Here is a 20,806-nt window from a genome sequence, read left to right as displayed (position 1 = left end):
CAGGAGAGGAGGCAGCCCTGCGGGGCTGCTTTTCTGTAAGGAAGGCGATGAACGATGAGAGAGAATAAATTTCTGCAGATTTATGCGGACTACAGCGGGCAGATTCAATCCGGGGAGCTGGCACCGGGGAGCAAGCTGCCCTCCGAAAGTGAGCTGACAGAGGCTTACAATACCTCGCGGGAGACAGTGCGCAAAGCGCTGAATCTCCTGTTCCGTGAAGGCTATATCAACAAAATCAAAGGCCGCGGCTCCTTTGTGCTCGATACGGCCCGGATGGAATTCCCGGTCACCGGGCTGATCTCCTTCCGGGAAATGTCCGAGCTGCTTGCTCTCCCCGCCCGGACGCTGGTTGATGAGACCGTTCTGGCGCCGGCCGGTGCTTATATAGCCATACAGCTTCAGCTTGCGGAGGATGCGCCGGTATGGAAGGTGATCCGTGCCCGGGAGATTGCAGAGGAACGGATCATCCTCGACAAAGATTATTTTCGCGCTGATATTGTGCCTTTCTTAAGCAAGAGCATTGCCGGGGGCTCGATCTACGACTATCTGGAGCATGACCTGGGGCTGAAGATCAGCTATGCCAAAAAGCAGATCACGGTGGAGCCCGTGACGGAGGAGGATCAGCGTCTGCTCGACCTGAATCAGGATACGCATATTGTCGTGGTGCGCACTTACGTATATTTGGAGAATACTGTACTGTTCCAATACACCGAGTCCAGGCACAGGCTGGACAAATTTCAGTTCACGGAATTCGCCAGAAGGGTACGGAGGTAACGGGCCGGATCACAGTCCCCGGAAAAATATTCCTTTAAATTGTAGATGTCTCTCCTGCAGATAAGCTATACTATGAAGCATGCTGATAGATTATCAGTCCAGTTAATCGTAGAACTTAATCTTAGGAGTGGACTGGGTGTATACTGCCGTAATATTGGAAGATGAGATTCCTGCCCTGGAAGTGCTGGAGCTTCTGGTGGACCGTCATGAGAGCTTCACGGTAGCCGCTACCTTCACCAATCCGGAGGAGGCGCTGGAGCAATTGCCCGGGCTGCAGCCGGACGTGATCTTTCTGGATGTTGAAATGCCGCAGATGAACGGTCTGGAGATCGCCAGGAGATTCCGTCAGATGTCGGAGCGTTCCCATATTGTCTTCACAACAGGTCATACGCATTATGCTCTAAAAGCCTTCGATGTGCAGGCGCTGGACTACATTGTCAAGCCGGTTACCCCCAAAGCGATCGCCCGGGTATATGACCGGCTCACCAGGCAGCAGCTCTCCCGGAATGCGCCGGAGCAGTTCTCTTCCGCTGCCGCCCAGCTGCCAGCGCCGGCGAGAGTCCCAACCGTAACCGGATTCGGGCGGTTGGAGGTTCGTAGTGCTGACCGGGAGCTGATCAGGTTCCCGACCCGCAAAGCGGAGGAGCTGTTTGCATATCTGCTCTGCCATCCCAACCTCGAAGCAGATAAATGGAAGCTGGCCGAGCTGCTGTGGCCGGATATAGACGGAGAGCGGGCGCTGCGCAGCCTGCATACGGCCATCTATAGAGTGAAGCGGGTGATGGAGGCGGCCGGCCTCCCCATGAGAATTATGAAGACCGCAGAGGGCTACACTCTGGATACAGATGCTTTTGTCTATGATATTCTGCATTACCAGCACGCCGGACAGCTTCTGACGGAAGAGAACCCGGAGCTGGAGCAGCTTGACCTGCTGTTTGGACTCTACAAGGGGCCGCTGTTTCATGGCAAGTCTTATGTCTGGAAAATTTCGCTGGAAGAGAGCTACCGGCTGGTGTATGAGAAGCTTACTCTCCGCCTGATCGGCGGGGCGGTGTCCAGCGGGGCCTATGAAGCAGCGGAGGAACGGTTCTATGCCTGTCTGCTGGCTGATCCGCTGAATGAAGAACTTTACCGCCAGCTGCTGGCTTTGTTCCCGGCCAAGGAGCAGAGCCAGCGTATTCAGCGGTTATATACCCGGCTGCTGGAGGATCACTCCCGGCAGTGAAATATGTCATTTCACCTGCCGGAAGACGAATAGAGCTTTCACGAATAGATCGTGGGCTCTATTTTTTTTGGATTTTTGCGTCTTTGGTCGACATTATTCGAGGATTTGTTAGAATTTTGTCAGAATGGTCTGGTTATATGGGGGTGAAGCTGCAATTCAATTAACAAGAATGGAGAGTGGACAATGAAGCGCAACAAGCTGTTGGCGATGTTAATCATTCCTACTATGCTGTTGTCTATGTTCCCTGCAGCTCCTAATTCCGCGTATGCAGATACAGCGGATTGGGGAGCGAGAGCCGCATATGGCGGGGAAGGCGGAACAGAGCTTTTCCTGGGAGGCAAATACATAGAGCTGGGAATCAGCAACTGGGGAGATTTCGGGACAGTAGGGAATAAACCCGCTAATTTCCGTGGAACGGATAGAAGAAATAGTCTGGGTATGAGTGCAGATCATGACGGTTATGGACAAGGTAAAGACCTGCCTGTCGATTATTATTTGCCGGGGTCACCAGAAGAGCGTTTCGTCGTGGGTTATCAGTCAGGCGGGAATACATATGCGAAGACGAATGCCGCTGTGAGAGGTTCCAAAGAAATGCCTACTACTGTAGTAAATACTTCCCGGACGGGGGACGGACTGCTAAGTGCTGTTGTAACCTCCACCTGGGCTGACACGATGGAGATCAAGCAGGTGATCAGCTTCAAGGAAGACCAGAAATTCTACCGTAATGATGTAACGATCACCAATCTGACGGACAAGAACTGGGACGGGGCACGGTATATGCGTTCCATGGACCCGGATAATACAGTCGATCAGGGTGGCGAATTTGAAACCTCTAATATGGTGACACACACCATCGAAGAAGATGGTGCAGCCGTAGTGAGAGCCAATACGATCGGGGATGAAGATCCGCTCTATAAGGCATTTAATTCAAGAGCACCGATCTTCTTCTATTCCAGCAATCCGCGGGCGAAGGCTTCTGTCTTCGGGTTCACCAATACAGACCCTTATGAAAAAGCCGCTTATGATACTCCGGCTGCCAAGAACTTCGAAGTAATAGACGACACGGGGATCACCATCACTTGGGATTCCGGTGCGCTGGCTCCGCTGGAGAGCAAGAATTTCACGTATTACACGAGTCTGGACGAGAGAGATTTCAGCGAAGTCATTTCGGAGATTGAACTGGATGAAGGCGGCAGCACCGAGCTGACGGAAGCCCAGGCTAACGACGGTACAGTTACCGGCAACCAGAAGGTCAAAATTGTCGGGGCCACCCTTGCAGATCCCATTGATCCGAGCCACATCCGTGTGAACAACCTGCCGGCAGGGCTTGACTTCGATGTCACCCGGCTTAGTGATACGGAGCTTAACTTCACACTGACAGGTGCAGCAGTTAACCATGGCAAGGATGCGACCACGAACAATCTGTCTGTTACGGTGGATAAGGAGAATCTGATCGGAACTTCCTCGGGTCTGACAACTAAGACCTTCAGCGTAACGTTCAGGGACCCTGCCGTGCTCAGCCTGAATAAGGGGATTGTATCCGAAGCCGTGTACGGCGCTGGTGAAATCACCGAGACGCTCGGCGTAACGCTTACAGGCGGCAAATTCGCCGCACCGATCAATCCGGGCGATGTGCAGGTGCATGGCCTGCCAGCGGGTCTTGGCGCGACTGTGACCAGAATCTCCGATACCGAGCTGGAGCTGACATTCACCGGTGCCGCTACGGTAACCAGCGATGTCTACGGAGCTTATGTAACGGTGGCTTCCGGCAAGCTGACAGGAGCACCGGCGGATCTCAGCTCGAATACCTTCAAACTCGACTTCATGGAAAAAGAGCCGTATCTGACGGTCAAGTCACCGCTGCTCTATGAGTCTGAGCTGAATGACGGCTCGGTTGAGGGAGCTCTTGTGCTGGAACTGAAGAACGGTTCCTTCGATGAAGCCGTTACCGATGCCATCGAAGCCATCCATTGGCCGCCGGGCCTGACACCGGGCAAGATTACGGTGGACAGCCCGAATCAGATAACAATCGCTATTGCCGGACGGGCAGCCAGCCACAAGTCCGCTGATAGCGTAGACCGGGCAGAGGTTACGGTGGCAGGTATTCCGTCAGGAACCTTCGCCATTCTGTTCCGCTCCCCTCCGGCAGCGATTACAGTGTCACCTGATGTCATTCACGATGCAGGCGATGGAACAGCAGCAGAGAAGCTGACGGTTACCCTGCGTAACGGTGTATTCACCGAAGAGGTTACCGGAGGTATTAACGTCAACAATCTGCCGGAAGGCCTGGACTACAAGGTGGTGCGGATCAGCGACACTGTGCTGGAAATCCAGATTACCGGAGAAGCCACCGGCAAGCTTGAGGCTTCAGCCTTCGCTTCGGTGACCGTAGATCCGTCTGTTATCGTTGACGGGACTAAGCCGGTGACCTCGAATAACTTTGACCTCCAGCTTCCCGGCTCGAACTCCCTGCTGAACCGCGATGCCGCGGCAATCACCTGGGATACGATCCGTCAGGAGAATGTGACGCAGGAGTCGGTTCTGTCCGCGCTGCATCTTCCAGTGGAAGGAGAGGGCGGCAGCACGATTACCTGGACCTCCAGCAACGAAGAGGTCATTGCGGCGGATGGTACCGTAACCCGTCCTGTTTTTGCCGAAGGGGATCAGGAGATTACGCTGACTGCGGTGCTGAAGAACGGAGACCTGGAGCAGACCAAGAACTTCGTATTGGTAGTCAAAAAACAAGCCGGCACCGATAAACAATCGGTAACCGAAGATACTTACCTGCTGACCTGGAATACCATCCGCAAGGAGAATATCGACCAGGCTTCGGTGACTTCAGATGTATACTTGCCGGTGACCGGCGAGAATGGCAGCACAATTACCTGGACCTCGTCCGATGAAGGGGTCATTACACCGGACGGCAAGCTGCATGCACCTGCCTACCTGGATGGAGACCGCACCGTAACCTTGACGGCGGTCATTACCAAGGGGGATGTAACCGAAACGAAAGAATTCGTAGTCACTGTAGTGAAACACCCGCTGACAGACGAAGAATCTGTGAAGGAGAGTCTCGAGGCTCTGACCTGGGACATGATCCGGGCAGGCAATGAGACACCGGAGCAGGTGAAGACCAAGCTGGATCTGATTACACAAGGCCGCTATGACAGTACAATTACCTGGACCTCCACGGAGCCGTCCGTACTGGGAACAGACGGTATGGTGAACCGTCCTGTTGCTGGAGCAGGGGACCGCAAGGTGACTCTTACCGCAACTATTAGCAAAGGCAGTGTCACCGTGACCAAAGAGTTCACTGTAACCGTCAAAGAGACGCGTGAGGGCCTTGACGCCCAGCTTGATGAAGCTGCCGAGCTTCTGGCGATCGGGTATCAGGGACAGGATTCGGCGAAAAGCGTAACGCAAGCCATCACGCTGATCTCGAAGGGCTTCTACGATTCTGATGTTGTCTGGACAAGCCACCGCAGCGATATTGTCAGCAGCACAGGCGAAGTGCAGCGTCCGCTGAAGGATACGGTGGTGCGGCTGACGGCGCGTGTGGCGAAGGAAGGCTTTTTCCGGGAGAAGGAGTTCTATATTACCGTTAAAGGAACCAGTCCGGTCAATCTTCCGCAGGATGAGCTGAATATTCAGGTAACCTATGCTCCAGGCGATTCTGAGGAGTCGGTGACCCGGAATCTGTTCCTGCCGAAGACCGGTGAGACTGGCTCTGTGCTGACCTGGACCTCCAGTAATCCGGATGTACTTACAAATACAGGACGCGTGAAGCGGCCGGGACCGGATGAAGAGGATGTGACGGTAGAGCTTACCGTGAAGCTGGCTGACCCGGATCGTCCGGGTGAGACGCTGGTCAAGACCTTTACCCTTGTGATCAAAAAGCTTAGTGACCAGGAAGCCGCAGAGGATGCGGCAAGAAGCACCGGCATCAGTACAGCGGCCACCTTCGCTCCCGGAGATACGTGGGAGAGTGTGACCGAAGCCTTCGTGCTGCTGCAGACCGGCAAACACGATACGAAGATCACCTGGACCTCCAGTGAAGCTTCGGTCATCGCTGTCCGGCAGAATGCGGATGAGGCGAAGGGCAATATAACCCTTCCGGCGAAGGATACGAATGTCATTCTGACCGCGACCTTCACCCGCGGCGGCAAGAGTGCCGTCAAGAATTATCTGCTGATCGTTAAGGCACAAGGCGTGACTAAGGACGGCGCTGTCCGTCAGCCAACCTCCAGACAGGCTGGCCTGTCTACGCCGAATGACGGCAATCCGCTGCAGCAGGGCGTAACGATTCTTAGAACGAACCTGTCGAACGGCACGAAGATTGACACGATTGTAATGGATGAGAATGAGGTATACAGCCTGGCGGAGGGCATGAATCCGAATGACCCGGATGCGGCCAACCGGAAGGTTACCATTACCCATGTGGACGATGCTGCGTCAGAGGCAGATGAGATCGCAGTGGAGATTCCTTCCGGCGCAGTCTCGGTTCTGGCCGGACGCAACGCTTCACTGGATATTATCACCGCGCTGGGCTCGGTCCATCTGGATGCAGCCAGCCTGGGGCAGCTCGAAGCGACCGCTACAGACCTGTACTTCCGTATTGTACCGGTTAAGAATACACTGGAGCAGCTTAATGTCCAGAGCAATGTGATCCTGAACGGTGTCTCCAAGCTATCACTGACCAGTGACAAGACGCTTCAGACCCTTGGAGCGCCACGGAAGATTGAGACGAACTACAGCAAGATCAGCACCAGGGTACTGCTCCCGCTGTCTGAGATTGCGGCTGACATTCCGCTGCAAAGCTCAGGCGCGCGTGATGCCTTCCTGGACAGCTTGCGGGTATACGTTGAACACAGTGACGGTGAGATTGCTGTCTACACTCCAGCGATTGTGTATAATTCCAGCGGTGAGCCTGTAGCGCTGGAGATTCCGATTAACAAGTTCAGCACCTTCCAGATCGTGCGGATAGCAGACAAGAGTCCTGAGCCTGCACCGGCCACGACACCTAAGCCGGCAGCTACACCGGCTCCGCAAGCTGGCGTTCCGGCAGGCAGAGTAGAGCTTACTGCCGGCAATCTGAAGGACCTGCAGAATAAGGGCGGCGAGATCGTCGTCGAGTCCGATCTGGGTACGGCCAGACTGGCTGCCGCAGGAATCAATCTGGCTGAGATCAGCAAGCAATTCGGACTCGCGAATGTGAATACGGATGACATCGTTATCTATGCTGAACTGGCCGCATCCGCTCAAGGCAATCTTGAAGGCTTCAAGCTTGCGGCCGGCAAGCAGAATGTCCAGGCTGGCGGCATACTTGCGAACTTCTCCATCAAGGCCGAATATCAGGGGCAGACCGTAACAGTAAACAATCACGGCTGGGTGAAATATACGCTGCCGGTATCAGCAGATATGAAGATTACGACTGGCGTGCTGTACCGGGAGGGTAAAATCTATCATCAGCCAACCTATGTAACGGTGAAGGATGGACGTTACTATGCGACGATCAACAGTCTGGAGAACGGTGATTTCGGCCTGATCTGGAATCCGCTCGAATTCGCGGATGTGGCGAAGCACTGGAGCAAGCCGGATGTGAATGACATGGGCTCAAGACTGGTGGTCAGCGGCACGAAGGCAGATGTCTTTGAACCGCAGCGGGCAATCACACGGGCAGAATTCACAGCGATGCTGGCCAGAGCTCTCGGTATTGTCACGCATGAGGAACAGCCGGTTAAGTTCAGCGATGTCTCCGCCGGCGGATGGTACGGGCTGGAGCTTCAGGTTGCGGTGGAGAACGGCCTAATCACCGGATATCCGGACGGAACCTTTAGACCAGGCAACAACATCTCCAGACAGGAAGCGATGGCGATTGTCAGCAGAGCGATGAGCATTACAGCGCTGAAGTCTTCGCGCAGCGAAGAACAGGCTCAGCAGCTGCTGAAGTCCTATGCCGATTCCGCATCGGTAGCGGGCTGGGCGGTTGCTAATGTGAAGCAGAATCTGGCCGCTGGCATTATTCAGGGCAGAGACGAGAAGCGTCTCGCACCGAACGAGAATATTACCCGCGCCGAGGCATCGGCGGCGATCCGCAGATTGCTGATTCAATCGAATCTGATTAATCCGTAAGCAGAAGCATCACGTAAGTAGCGTATGTTACAAGACCAGAGCCGTCCCTCAAGCCAGATTCATGGCTGGGGGGCGGCTTTTTAATATGTAGAGAAAGTCTGTTATAAAGTTTGCGGCCTGTTATAAAACTCAGCAAAAAATGTCCACCCGGGTAAGCAAAATGGCGAGCAAACGGGGGTTATTTCCAGTACAATCGGATGTATGCGGGAATTGTACATTTTTTCGGGGGAAGATCTTTAGTATGCGCATAGGAAAGACCCATCGGGGCCTGTACAATAACATAGAGATTGTAAACGCTTGCTTTGATTTCAGAGGGAGGGTACGATGCATTCCATGAATTACCGTAATCCCATAATCGCCGGATATTATCCTGACCCCAGCGTGGTCCGTGCCGGTGAAGATTATTATCTGATTAACAGCTCGTTTGAATATTTCCCGGGTGTGCCGATCTTTCACAGTAAGGATCTGATCCATTGGACTCCGCTCGGGCATGTGCTGAACCGGCCGTCCCAGCTGGATCTGCGGACCACGAAGAGCTCGTCGGGCATCTACGCGGCGACGATCCGCTATCATGCCGGGCGCTTCTACATGATTACTACGGATGTTAGGGGCATTGGCAACTTCTATGTGACTGCGGACAAGCCCGAGGGTCCCTGGTCTGATCCTATTCTGCTCCCGCACGGAGGCATTGACCCTTCCCTGTTCTTCGATGATGACGGGCGCGCCTATGTGACGGTGCAGAACGGGGCAGGCTATGAATCGCATATCATCCAGTATGAGATTGACCCGGTGTCCGGGGAAGTGTTGTCAGAGCCGGTTAACATCTGGAGCGGGGATGACGGCCCGTGGGTCGAAGGCCCGCATCTGTACAAGATCAAGGGCGTCTACTACCTGATGACCGCCTCCGGCGGCACGGCCGGTGATCACCGCGAGATTATTGCCCGCAGCAGCAGCCCTTACGGCCCGTTCGAGGACAAGCCGGAGCCGATCCTGACCCACCGGGGGCTGAAGGACCACCCGGTTCAATGCCTTGGACATGCCGATCTGGTGGAGGATACGTCCGGGCAGTGGTGGGCGGTCTTCCTGGCCATGCGCCCGGTCGAAGGCCGTTATTCCCCGCTGGGGCGGGAGACCTTCCTGGCCCCGGTCACCTGGACGGAGGACGGCTGGCCGATGATTGACAACAATGAAGGCACCGTTATAGCCGCCGATGAATCCAGCCTGGACAGCCAGGTGGTACGGTTTACGCCAGAGAACGGCTTCGGGCCGGAGTGGGCATTCCTCCGCGCTTATGAGGCGGAGCGCTATTCCTGGACGGAGCGGGACGGCAGCCTGACCGTGCGCGGGAATGCCTACACGCTGGACGATGAGGCGCCTGCCGTGTTCGCGTGCCTCCGCCAGCAGCATCACCGGATGGAGACGGGTGTCAGCCTTGACTTCTCGCAGGTGACCGAAGGCGAGTATGCGGGACTGGCCGCGCGGCTGAACAACCGGGGCTATCTCTTCTGGGGACTGGCCTTGCGCAGCGGCCGCCGGGTGATGGAGCTTGCCGTCAAGAACGGGGAAGACCGGCAGGTTCACCAGTATGAGGTGAGCGCTCAAGGACCCGTTCAGCTTCGTCTCCGCTGCGATGGCCATCATTACCTCTGCTCCTACTCGGCAGATGGGGTGTCCTGGCATGAGGTCCCGGAGACGGTTCATGTATCCGTCCTGTCCCCGGAGGTCAACGGCGGCTTCACCGGTGTCTGCCTGGGGCTGCACGCCTCGGGCAACGGTACAGAGAATGCCAGCCCTGCTTATTATGAAGGATTTTATTATTCCAATACCAAAGGAGATGCCTTATGAACCAACAACAACCACCTAAGCCCCACCAGCCGCTCGTAACCCACATCTTCACTGCGGACCCGTCCGCCCATGTCTATGAGGGCAAAATCTACATTTATCCTTCCCATGACCTCGATCATGATGAGCCGAGCAATGATAACGGCGACCAGTACAAGATGGAAGACTATCATGTCCTCTCGATGGACAACTTCGATTCCCCGGTGGTCGATCACGGCGAAGCGCTCCATCTGAGAGATATTCCGTGGGCCTCCAAGCAGCTCTGGGCACCGGATGCCGCTTATAAGAACAACACTTATTATCTGTTCTTCCCGGCCCGCGACCATGACGGCATCTTCCGCCTGGGTGTGGCCACCTCGGAGTCTCCGGCAGGCCCGTTCACGCCGCAGCCGAATTATATTGAAGGCAGCTTCAGTATTGACCCGGCCGTACTGGTGGATGACGACAACCAGGCATATATCTACTTCGGCGGACTCTGGGGCGGTCAGTTGGAGAAATGGCAGACTGGCAGCTTCGTAGCGGATGCGGAAGGACCGGCTCCCGACCAGCCTGCACTTGGACCGCAGGTTGCACTGCTAAGCGACGATATGCTGTCCTTCCAGGGCAAGCCTGCCGAGATCTCGATTGTCGATGAAGACGGTAACCCGATTCTGGCCGGGGACGAGGACCGCAGATATTTTGAAGGCCCATGGATGCATAAATATAACGGTGATTACTACCTGTCCTACTCAACAGGAACCACGCATAAGCTTGTGTATGCGGTCGGCAAGAACCCGATGGGACCGTTCACGTACAAGGGCGAGATCCTGTCCCCGGTTATCGGCTGGACAACCCATCACTCGATCGTGCAGGTTGAAGACAAATGGTATCTGTTCTATCACGACAGTTCCCTGTCGGAAGGCGTCAACCACAAGCGTTGTGTGAAGTACTCCGAGCTGAAATACAACGAGGACGGCACGATCCAGAAGATCAATCCTTATCCGGATGCGGAGTAGGTTGGCGGACTTATGGAATGAAAGTAAGTAACATATGAGGCAAATAAGAAGCAGCTCCTTGCGGGGCTGCTTTTTGGCGTGGCAAGGGTGTGCGTGGGGCAGATGTAGTCGGAAAACCGATTACAATGTGCTGGCGTGGGGTGTGTGGACGGAATGTAGTCGGAAATCCGATTACAATGCGTCAAGTGGTGCTGTGCGAGCCGAATGTAGTCGGAAAACCGATTACAATGTGCAGGCGCGGAGTGTGTGGGCCAAATGTAGTCGAAAAACTGACTAAATTGTGTTGGCGTGGGGTTCGTGGGCCAAATGTAATCGAAAAACCGATTACATTGAGCAGGCGCGGAGTGTGTGGGCCGAATGTAGTCGAAAAACCGATTACAATGTGCAGGCGCGGAGTGTGTGGGCGAAATGTATGCGGAAAACCGAACACAATGGCGGCAGCGGAGGCGCGCGGGCGAAATGTATGCGGAAAAGCGAACACAATGGCGGCAGTGGAGGCGTCTGGGCGAAATGTATGCGGAAAAGCGAACACAATGGCGGCAGCGGAAGCGTCTGGGCGAAATGTATGCGGAAAAGCGAACACAATGGCGGCAGTGGAGGCGTTTGGGCCAGATGCAGGTAGTTAATAGAGTAACTAGTCAGCACAGTAGGATAGCCATTCCGGCCCCCTACCCTGCACTTTTCTTTAATTTGCCCAGCGAATCTTTAATTTCGCTTCTATCAGTCCCCTCATGAGCTGCTATATAGTAACGTTGATAACCATCAACCAAGAAGGAAGATTCATCCAGTTGTTATGAATGCGTTCTCATCAATCTGAAGAATGAGGAGAGTGAATCATGGTAGCTACATCCCGGACACACAGAATTCGTAAGCTGACTTCAGCGGTATTGGGCGCAGCGCTGCTGGTGACGCTGCTGCCGCAGACGGCGATGGCCGGAGACACCTGGCCGTTCAAGGGCGACAGCGCCCACGGGGCTAATCAGCCAAGTGTACACGGCTATACCAGCCAGCACATTGCAGACTGGAGTCCAGAGAGAGATCAGGATGCGGCGCTGCTGCGCTCCCGGGTTCCCCTGCAGCAGCGGATTGCACCCTTCCAGCCGACCCAGGCCAATCCGGCACTGAATCCGGCGGTGCAGATGATGAATGTGGCGGGCGATTATGGCAATGCTTTTATTGAGAATGCCCCGTACACCAACAAGTTCGCGCAATATCACTTCAACTTCTGGCAGTACATTGACTATTACTCTTACTGGCACGGCACCGCTACAGCCTACACGCCGCGCGAATACTACGACGATCTGGCCCAGTCCGACTGGCAGCAGAAATGGTTCGAATTCGGCATCCTGAACATTCCTAATCCGACCTATACCGATGCTGCGCACAAGAACGGGGTATTGTCGCTGGCCGGGGTGTTCTTCTCGAACAATGACCGGGGGCAGCAGACCTATAAGCAGATGATCGTGAAGGATGCGAACGGGAAATTCCCGGTGGCCGAGAAAATGATTGAAATGGCCGAATACTTCGGCTACGACGGGTATTTCTTCAATCAGGAGGAACAGAATCCGAATGTGGCAACAGCCGATATTCCCGACTATATCGACTTCCTGAAGGTGCTGCAGGAGGGCGGGCTGTATGTGCAGTGGTATGATTCCCTGAATACGGCGACGGGAGCCAATGTCTTCGCCAGAACCTTCAATAATAACAATATATCCATGCTCTATGACAAAGAGGACAACAAACAGGTCTCGAATTCATATTTCTTCGATTACGGCATGGGCAGCTCACAGATCACTTCAGCTGCGAATTACCTCAATACCTTCAACGCGGCTCAAGGAACGGACTACAATCTCTTTGAGACCGGCTTTGCCGGACTTGAAGCCGGGCGCGACCGCTTCACAAGCGTGCAGGGAACAGCGCTGAGCAGCAAGCTGTCCGGCGGTATTCCGCGGCTCAGCCTGGCAACGCTCGGAGCCGACTTCGTCCATGCAGGCCTGGATGAGGATATGAACAAATCCTGGCCTGTCTCGAACCGTTCGGATAACAAATACCAGTGGATGACGAACCTGCGCGAGCAGCTATGGTGGTCAGGGCCGCAGGTGAATCCGAAGAATACAGCCGTATCCTCGTCCAATACGGTATCCGACGTATATGCCGATAACCGGTACTGGCCGGGGATCGCTTCGGTCATTGCCGAGCGCTCGGTGGTGAAGGATTCCAACTTCTATACCAGCTTCAATACCGGCCACGGCCTTGCCTATTACAAGAACGGGGCCGTATCCAGCGGGGAAGAGTGGTCCAATATGAGCCTGCAGGATGTTCCGGTCACCTGGCAGTGGTGGCAGGATACTACAGGCAACCGCCTGAGCGTAGACTTCGATTACGGCCCGGACTATGACCAGACGGCCAATTCGCGCGTGAATTACCAGCAACTTGGCGGCTATAACGGCGGCAGCTCGCTGGCGGTAAGCGGGAATCTGAACAGCGAGAATTTCCTGCGCCTCTATAAGAGCAATCTTGCTGTAAAAGCTGATTCCAAGCTGTCCATCACCTACAACAAGCCGTCAGCAGACGATGCCTCTGTGCTTAGCGCAGGACTCATCTTCCGCGATAATCCGAATCAAGTGGTTAAGCTTCCGGTTGCGGACAGCGGCAAGCACACGACAGGCTGGACAACAGCCGAGCTGAATCTTGGCGCGTATGCGGGACGGGAGATCGCGGCCTTCGGCCTGGTGTTCACCCCTGGAGCCGCTCCAGCAGCCGATTACCAGATCAACATCGGCCAGCTGCGGATTCATGACGGGTCGGCGGTCAAGCCATCTGCTCCTGCCGGTCTCTCCATTGCACAGGCACTGTCCGGCACGGATGAGATGATCGTGAAGTGGAGCATGGACCCCGATTACAGCAAAGTGAAGCAATATAATGTCTATGTGAATGATATCTTCCTGGGCGGGAAGTATGATGAGACCTTCTATATCAAGAAGCTTCCGGCCAAATCCGGCGTTCTGAAGGTAGCGGCAGTAGGCGCAGACGGCTTGGAGGGCGATCCAGCCACGCTGTCCTTCGACCTGAATGCTGGGGTGTCCAAAGTTACTGCCGAGTCTGCTGCGAATGGAGACTTCCTGGTGAAGTGGACCAATCCCGCCGCAGCACAGGGTAATATCAAGGTTACGGTGAAATCGGTCAACTGGACTACCACACCGCAGCCGGTATCGAGAGAATTGACCGTACCCCAGGGAGCAACCTCAGCGCTGTTCCAGAATATGCCGGTTAACGGAGATGAGTATACCGTAACCGTTCAGGCCGGAAATACCGATAAAATAACCTATAACGGAACGTTCACCGACAAGGTGTCCGAGCCTTATGCCGGGAACTGGTCCTGGAACGGGAATACGCTGAATCTGCCGATGCCAAGCACCCGTGACTGGCGGTATATGTACATTAACGAAGACGGCCTGAACCGGTCATTCCCGGTAACGTACCTGTCCGGCACTGCGGGCATGAAGCCGATGATCATCCGCGGCCGCACGACGAAGGCTGCGTTAAGCTTCAATTCTACCGCAGCAGTAGTTACCGTGGTCATGGAGGATTACAGCGGCAACAAGTCGCAGCCTGTATACCTTAGAGGCCAAGCCATGCAGTAAGGCATAATAGGGAATAGATTCCGCCAATTCTGCACAACATACACAAAGCGCTCACCCTCTGTCACCACTCGCAGGGGGGAGCGCTTCTTGTGTAAAGGAGGTGAATGATGCGAAGCCTTTCGCTGTACCGCAAATATTTTAAGGATAATATATTCCTGCGCTTCACACTGATCGTGTCCTGTATCTTCATTGCAACGATTATTGCCTTCTCTTATCTGGTGCTGCTGTTGATCTCGGATTCGGCGGTGCAGCGCCAGATGGACATCCAGCGCAAGAGTATGGAGAGCATCAGCAATTATGTGGAGAGCAAATATCAATCCGTCCAGGATATGCTCCGCGATGTCTACAGGGACGCAAGTCTGGCGAGCAATACGACCTTTCTGCTGGAGAATCCCTTAAGCGATTATATCGAGCACCGGCTGGACCGCTATCTGATGGGAGAACAGTCTACCTCGAACGCCATTCAATATTTCCAGAACAAGATTGACGATGATCCCGATATCCGCGGCCTGATTCTGTACAGCGCCAACCAGCAGGTGATGTATTATTACGACAACCGCAGGCAATTCGAGCGGATCTCCACCAATGCGGCCCATTCCTTCGTTCCCGATTCGATGGTGCTGGGGGAAGAGAGTGTCGTCTCGGTTCCGAATATCTGGGTGCTGAAGAGTATCGGCATGCAGGCAGCCCCCATGTTCTCTGTGAAAATACCGATCAACAACAAGTCCTCGCTGCTCAATATCGGCCAGCTGCTGGTCTACTTCGATTCCGATGCGATCTGGCAGGCGATGAATAATTATAAGGAGGATTTCAAAGGTGACATCCTTGTGCTCTCGGCCCAGAATGAAGTGATCTTCGATTCCTCTGGGAAGGGGTACGGCCGGAAGCTGTCGAAGCTGCAAGGAATGAACGCCGGCGAGGAGGTTACCGTGGATGGAATGGTGGTTACCAGCCAGACCCAGAGCCAGGCCGGGTATACGGTAGTCAGTATGATCTCCAAAAAGGAGCTGGCCGAGACCTACAGCAGTGCACAGAGCACCATTCTATCCATCGCCCTCGTCTGTATTCTGTTCGCTGTGCTGCTGCCCGCAATGTTCATTTCTAATTTTGCCAAACGGACCCACCGCATTATCCGCTTCACCCGCAAAGTCAAGAACGGAGATCTGAATATCCGGATTGTGGACGGCAAGGAAGATGAATTAGGCCAGATTGCCAAAAGCTTCAACAGTATGTTAGATGAACTGAACCAGTACATTGACCAGGTCTATAAGGCAGAAATCAAGCAGAAGCATACGGAGATCGCTACGCTGGAGGCCAGGGTGAATCCGCATTTTCTGTATAATACATTGGAAGTTATCCGGATGCGGGCGATATCGAGCGGCGCGAAGGATGTGGGTGAGATGATCTACAGCCTGTCGATGCTGTTCAAGTCGTACGTCCGTCCGAAGCTGAAATATACGTTCAAGGATGAGCTGGAGGCCTGCCGCCTGTACCTGGAATTATTCCGCATCCGGTACAAGGACAGGTTCTCCTATGTTATTGAATGCAATCCGGAGCTGGAGGAGCTTCCTGTGCTCAAAATGTCGCTGCAGCCGGTCATCGAGAACTATGTGCTGCATGGTATGCGGACCGGACAGTCGGATAATGTGATCCGTATTGTGATTACACCGGAGCCGGAGCATATCCGGGCGGTCATAACAGATAACGGCAAGGGAATTGCTGAAGAGCGGCTGGCCGGGCTGCGCGAGGCGCTGGAGGATCACGGCGAAGTGTCCGGATCTGAGTCCTTCGGGCTGCGCAGCATTCATGAGCGGCTGAGGCTGATGTACGGCAAGCCCTACGGGGTACTGCTGGACAGTGAGGAAGGGGCGGGAACAGAGGTTACGATTATTTTTCCATACCCGCTGAAGGAGGAGAATGCAGATGTATAAGGTATTTATTGTCGATGATGAGCCGTTCATTCTCAGCGGCCTGCAGGATATATTGGATTGGGAGCAGCTTGGCCTCACCATTGTAGGACAGGCGGAGAACGGGCAGGAGGCGCTGGAGCGGCTGCGGGAGACGCCTGCCGATATTCTGATTACCGATATCTCCATGCCGGTGATGACCGGCCTTGAGCTGATCCGCGCTGTCCGCGAATTCCGCCCGGATATGAAGGTAGTGGTGCTGAGCGGCTTCGATGAATTCATGTATGTGAAGGAAGGCCTGTCGCTCGGAATCGAGAACTATCTGTTGAAGCCGATTAATCTGGAGGAGTTCCAGCGGACGCTGGAGACAATTGTGGAGAAGCTGAACGTCACCAGGCTGGATGCGGAGTGGTGGGAATATACGAATTCCGTGCTGAAGGATAATGTGCTGCTGCGCTGGCTGCGGGGGCAGATTGATCCCAAGGAGCGCTCCGAGCGGCTCAATCTGGTCGGCCTGCCGCTTGCAAGCCGTTATGTGCAGGTGGCCCTGCTGCAGGTGGAGCCGGCCACGGAGGCCTTCAGGAAGAGGGTGTCTGACCGGATCGGCGCTGAGGCTTCGTTCTTCATGTTCTGGGACTCGGACAATGATCTGGTGCTGATACATAACTATGAAGAAGCCTCCGGCGGAGCGGCGGAGATGGCGTTCATGCTGCAGGAGATTGCCGGCTTATGCACGGACGGGGAGAGGGTGCGCGCAGCGATAGGCATGCGTGTAGACGGGGTGGACGCTGCACCGTCCAGCTATGAGCAGGCAAAGCAGGCGCAGGAGTTCCTGGAGATCCACCCGGAGCAGAGCACCATCTATTATGAGCAGCTCAAGGACCGGAAGGAGGATCTGCAGGCGGTGCTGCCGGAGGACTGGAGCGAATATGCGAAGCTTATTATGTCCAAGAATCTGGAGGGACTGTCGGAGCGGCTGGAGCTCTATTTCTCGTCTCCGGGCATGGAAGGGTTAACGCCCGGGCTGCTGGAAGAAATGTCGCTGGAATGGATTCTGTTCTTCCGTGTGCTGATCAAGGATATCCGCAGTGAGACCGAGCGTGAATGCATTGCCGAGAGCCTGACGGCGGTCCGCAGGGCGAATTCGCTGCCCGGATTATCCGCTGCGCTCCGGCAGACCGCGGCCAGCATCATTGAGCTGCTGGACCGGGAGCTGAAGAGCCCGGTGGTGAACCAGGTGCTGAATTATATTGAGAAATCGTACAATGAGGACCTGTCGCTGAAGAAGCTGGGCTTCATGTTCAACATCCATCCGGTATATCTGGGACAGCTGTTCCATAAGACGACCGGCGAATCCTTTGCAGAGTATATGAACCGCTACCGCATTGATAAGGCGAAGGAGCAGCTCCGCACGACGAACCTCAAGGTGCAGGAGATTGCGAGGAATGTGGGCTACTGGGAAATGGGCTACTTTTACAAACAATTCAAGAAATATGTGGGCATCTCGCCGACAGAATTCAAGGGGCTGCTGTGAGGCAGCCCTGTTTGAAATTCCGGAAGAAGGATAAACCTGCCTTTACAGGGCAGCTTATTTTCTTTATTTCATACCTGAATATATATAGTTTCTCTTCTATTTGAAACTGCTTTCATCTTATAAAGTTAAGGTATAGCTCACGGGAACGACAGCGGGGAGCACCCGGCAGACCAGGATTCCCGGACAGCTAATTTAAAGGGGGTACAGTAAATGAGTAAGAAAAAGAAACACTTCTCCTTGATGATGACAACGCTTTTAACTGCTTCGCTGGCACTTAGCGCCTGCGGCGGGAACACGAACAAGGCTAATACTGGCGGGGAAGCCGCTTCAGGCAGCAACAAGCCTGCTACGTCATCGGAGAAGCCGGTGGAGCTGATCTGGTACACCATCGGGGCGCCGCAGAAGGATATGGATAAGGTACTTGCCGAGGTAAACAAATACACCCTGGACAAAATCAATGCAACACTTGATATCAAAATGATCGACTTCGGGGACTACACACAGAAGATGCAGGTTATGGTGGCTTCCGGTGAGCCAATGGATATCCTCTTCACCTCCTCCTGGGCTTTCGATTACGTGCAGAATGCACGTAAGGGCGCGTTCCTGCAGCTCGACGATCTGCTGAAGAACCAGGGCAAGGGCATTGTAGATACGATTGACCCGGCGTTCCTGGAAGGCTCCAAGGTGGATGGCCACAACTTCGCGATTCCGGCGAACAAAGAGCTGCCGGCGCAAGAGGTCTTCCGCTTCAACAAAGAGCTGCTGGACAAATACAATCTGGATATGACCACGGTCAAAACGATGGCTGATCTGAAGCCGATGCTCCAGACGATCAAGGACAACGAGCCAGGAATCACTCCATACGCAATGGTGAAGGATTTCATGCCGATCATGCCGTTCGACTATGTGATTGAGAAGATGCCGATGGCTGTATATATGGACACCAAGGATTACAAAGTGGTGAACATTCTGGATACGCCTGAAATCAAGGAAGCGCTGAAGACGGTCCGCGAATTCTACCAGGCCGGCTACATCTCGCCTGAGGTCGCAACTACAAGCTCCGTGGATGACCTGTACAAATCCGGCAAATGGTTCACAGACCGCGCGGCTACGCAGCCGATGGCCGATAATCTCTGGAGTGCCAGCTATGGCTACCCTGTAGTATCGACACCAGCGAGCGAGCCTTACATTTACAACTGGTCCGTTATGGGTTCGATGCAGGCCATCTCCGCCAACTCCGAGTATCCTGAGAAGGCGATGGAATTCCTGAACCTGCTCAACACTGACCCCGTGCTGCGCAACATGATTGACTCCGGGATTGAAGGCGTGCACTACGAGAAGATCAGCGACAACATGATCAAGAATCTCCCGGAAGCGAAGAACTACGATATGCCGACATTCTCCCTGGGGAACATCATGATCAACTACCTGAATGAAGGCGACCCTGAGAACAAATGGGAAGAATTCAAGAAGTTCAATGATGCCGGTATCAATGCACCGCTGCTCGGCTTCAACTTCGATACCTCCAAGATCACCAATGAGATTGCTGCGGTACAGAACGTGAAGGAAGAATTCTGGTCCCCGCTGATGACCGGCTCTGTAGACCCGGATGAGTATCTGACCAAGGCTAATGAGAAGCTGAAGACTGCCGGTCTGGATAAAATCATCGCAGAAGCACAAGCACAGATTGACGCCTGGAAAGCAGCGAACAATAAGTAGTTTTCTTTGACAAGACCGGGCGGGTGATTAGACTTGGCCCGGTCTTTTTCATTCAATGGAACAATTTTCCGGCATAGGAGGAACTGGAAGCATGGGGAAATTAGGAAAGTCCGCCAAGGACATATTAAGAAATAAAGTGCTGCTGCTGATGGTTCTCCCGGGCACACTGTGGTTTTTATTCTTCTCCTACCTGCCGATGGCGGGTACGGTTATTGCCTTCAAGGAGTACCGCTTCAGCCGGGACGGCTTCTGGGCCAGCATTGTGAACAGCAAGTGGGTCGGGTGGGATAACTTCAAGTTTCTGTTCAGCACGAATGATGCTTTTCTGATTACACGCAATACGATTCTATATAATGTAGCCTTCATTGTCTTGGGCCTGATTCTGTCGGTGCTGCTGGCCGTAGTGCTGTCCGAGATTGCCAATAAGAAGCTGGCCAAGTTCTATCAGACCGGCATGTTCCTGCCGTACTTTCTGTCCTGGGTCGTAGTCGGCTACTTCGCCTTCAGCTTCCTCAGCTCGGAGCGCGGCCTGCTCAATTCCTTGTTCGGCAGCAATATCTCCTGGTATTCGGAATCAAAATACTGGCCGTTCATTCTGATCTTCGTCTATCTGTGGAAGGCGGTCGGTTATAACAGCGTGGTCTATCTGGCCGCAATTATGGGGATTGACAAGTCGCTCTACGAAGCGGCGATGATCGACGGGGCCAGCAAGCTCCAGCAGATCCGCAGCATTACGCTGCCGATGCTGAAGCCGATCATTACGATTATGACCCTGCTTGCGATCGGGAAGATTTTCTATGCGGACTTCGGGCTGTTCTATCAGGTGCCGCGAGACTCGGGAACACTCTACAGCGTGACCAACGTTATCGATACGTATGTGTACCGCGGTCTTAAGACAACCGGTGAGATCGGAATGAGTACGGCAGCGGGCTTGTATCAATCCGTAGTCGGATTCGTGCTGGTGCTGACCTCGAATTACATCGTGCGCAAATTTGATAAGGACAGTGCATTATTCTAGGGAGAAAAGAAGGAAA

General features: G+C 54.2%; 10 protein-coding genes. All 10 read left to right on the top strand.

Annotation, left to right across the window (positions count from 1 at the left end):
• Positions 1-54 precede the first annotated feature (54 nt).
• The gene (gene treR / locus MHI24_RS06725; RefSeq protein WP_340024813.1) at positions 55-774 is read left to right on the top strand and encodes a trehalose operon repressor; all 720 of its coding nucleotides are present in this window, start codon (positions 55-57) and stop codon (positions 772-774) included.
• Positions 775-910: 136 nt separating this feature from the next.
• Positions 911-1,999, top strand: coding sequence for a response regulator (locus MHI24_RS06720; RefSeq protein WP_340024812.1), 1,089 nt, complete (start codon positions 911-913; stop codon positions 1,997-1,999).
• Between the two features lie 183 nt (positions 2,000-2,182).
• On the top strand, positions 2,183-8,131 hold the full coding sequence (locus MHI24_RS06715; protein WP_340024811.1) for an S-layer homology domain-containing protein: 5,949 nt from the start codon (positions 2,183-2,185) through the stop codon (positions 8,129-8,131).
• Between the two features lie 324 nt (positions 8,132-8,455).
• A complete protein-coding gene (locus tag MHI24_RS06710; RefSeq protein WP_340024809.1) occupies positions 8,456-9,976 on the top strand; it encodes a glycoside hydrolase family 43 protein in 1,521 nt (506 codons plus the stop codon).
• Positions 9,973-10,968: a glycoside hydrolase family 43 protein gene (locus MHI24_RS06705; RefSeq protein WP_340024807.1), complete on the top strand. Its 996-nt coding sequence runs from the start codon at positions 9,973-9,975 to the stop codon at positions 10,966-10,968. Before MHI24_RS06710 ends, MHI24_RS06705 begins: the two co-directional genes overlap by 4 nt.
• Positions 10,969-11,804: 836 nt before the next feature.
• Positions 11,805-14,612 carry a hypothetical protein gene (locus MHI24_RS06700; RefSeq protein WP_340024806.1) on the top strand — a complete coding sequence of 936 codons (2,808 nt, stop codon included), beginning with the start codon at positions 11,805-11,807 and terminating at the stop codon, positions 14,610-14,612.
• 104 nt (positions 14,613-14,716) lie between these two features.
• Positions 14,717-16,543, top strand: coding sequence for a sensor histidine kinase (locus MHI24_RS06695; protein WP_340024803.1), 1,827 nt, complete (start codon positions 14,717-14,719; stop codon positions 16,541-16,543).
• Positions 16,536-18,053: a response regulator transcription factor gene (locus MHI24_RS06690; RefSeq protein WP_340024802.1), complete on the top strand. Its 1,518-nt coding sequence runs from the start codon at positions 16,536-16,538 to the stop codon at positions 18,051-18,053. The genes MHI24_RS06695 and MHI24_RS06690 overlap by 8 nt, the downstream gene beginning before the upstream one ends.
• Before the next feature lie 210 nt (positions 18,054-18,263).
• Entirely contained in the window at positions 18,264-19,772 is a 1,509-nt protein-coding gene (locus tag MHI24_RS06685; protein WP_340024801.1) for an ABC transporter substrate-binding protein, read from the top strand.
• Between the two features lie 91 nt (positions 19,773-19,863).
• Complete coding sequence (locus tag MHI24_RS06680) at positions 19,864-20,790, top strand: ABC transporter permease subunit (RefSeq protein WP_340024800.1); 927 nt, start codon at positions 19,864-19,866, stop codon at positions 20,788-20,790.
• Positions 20,791-20,806: the final 16 nt, after the last annotated feature.

The organism is Paenibacillus sp. FSL K6-1096 (assembly GCF_037977055.1).
Taxonomy (GTDB): Bacteria; Bacillota; Bacilli; order Paenibacillales; family Paenibacillaceae; genus Paenibacillus_AQ.
The sequence above is the reverse complement of the archived record's forward strand: the minus strand, read 5'-3'. Positions and strand labels throughout refer to the sequence as shown.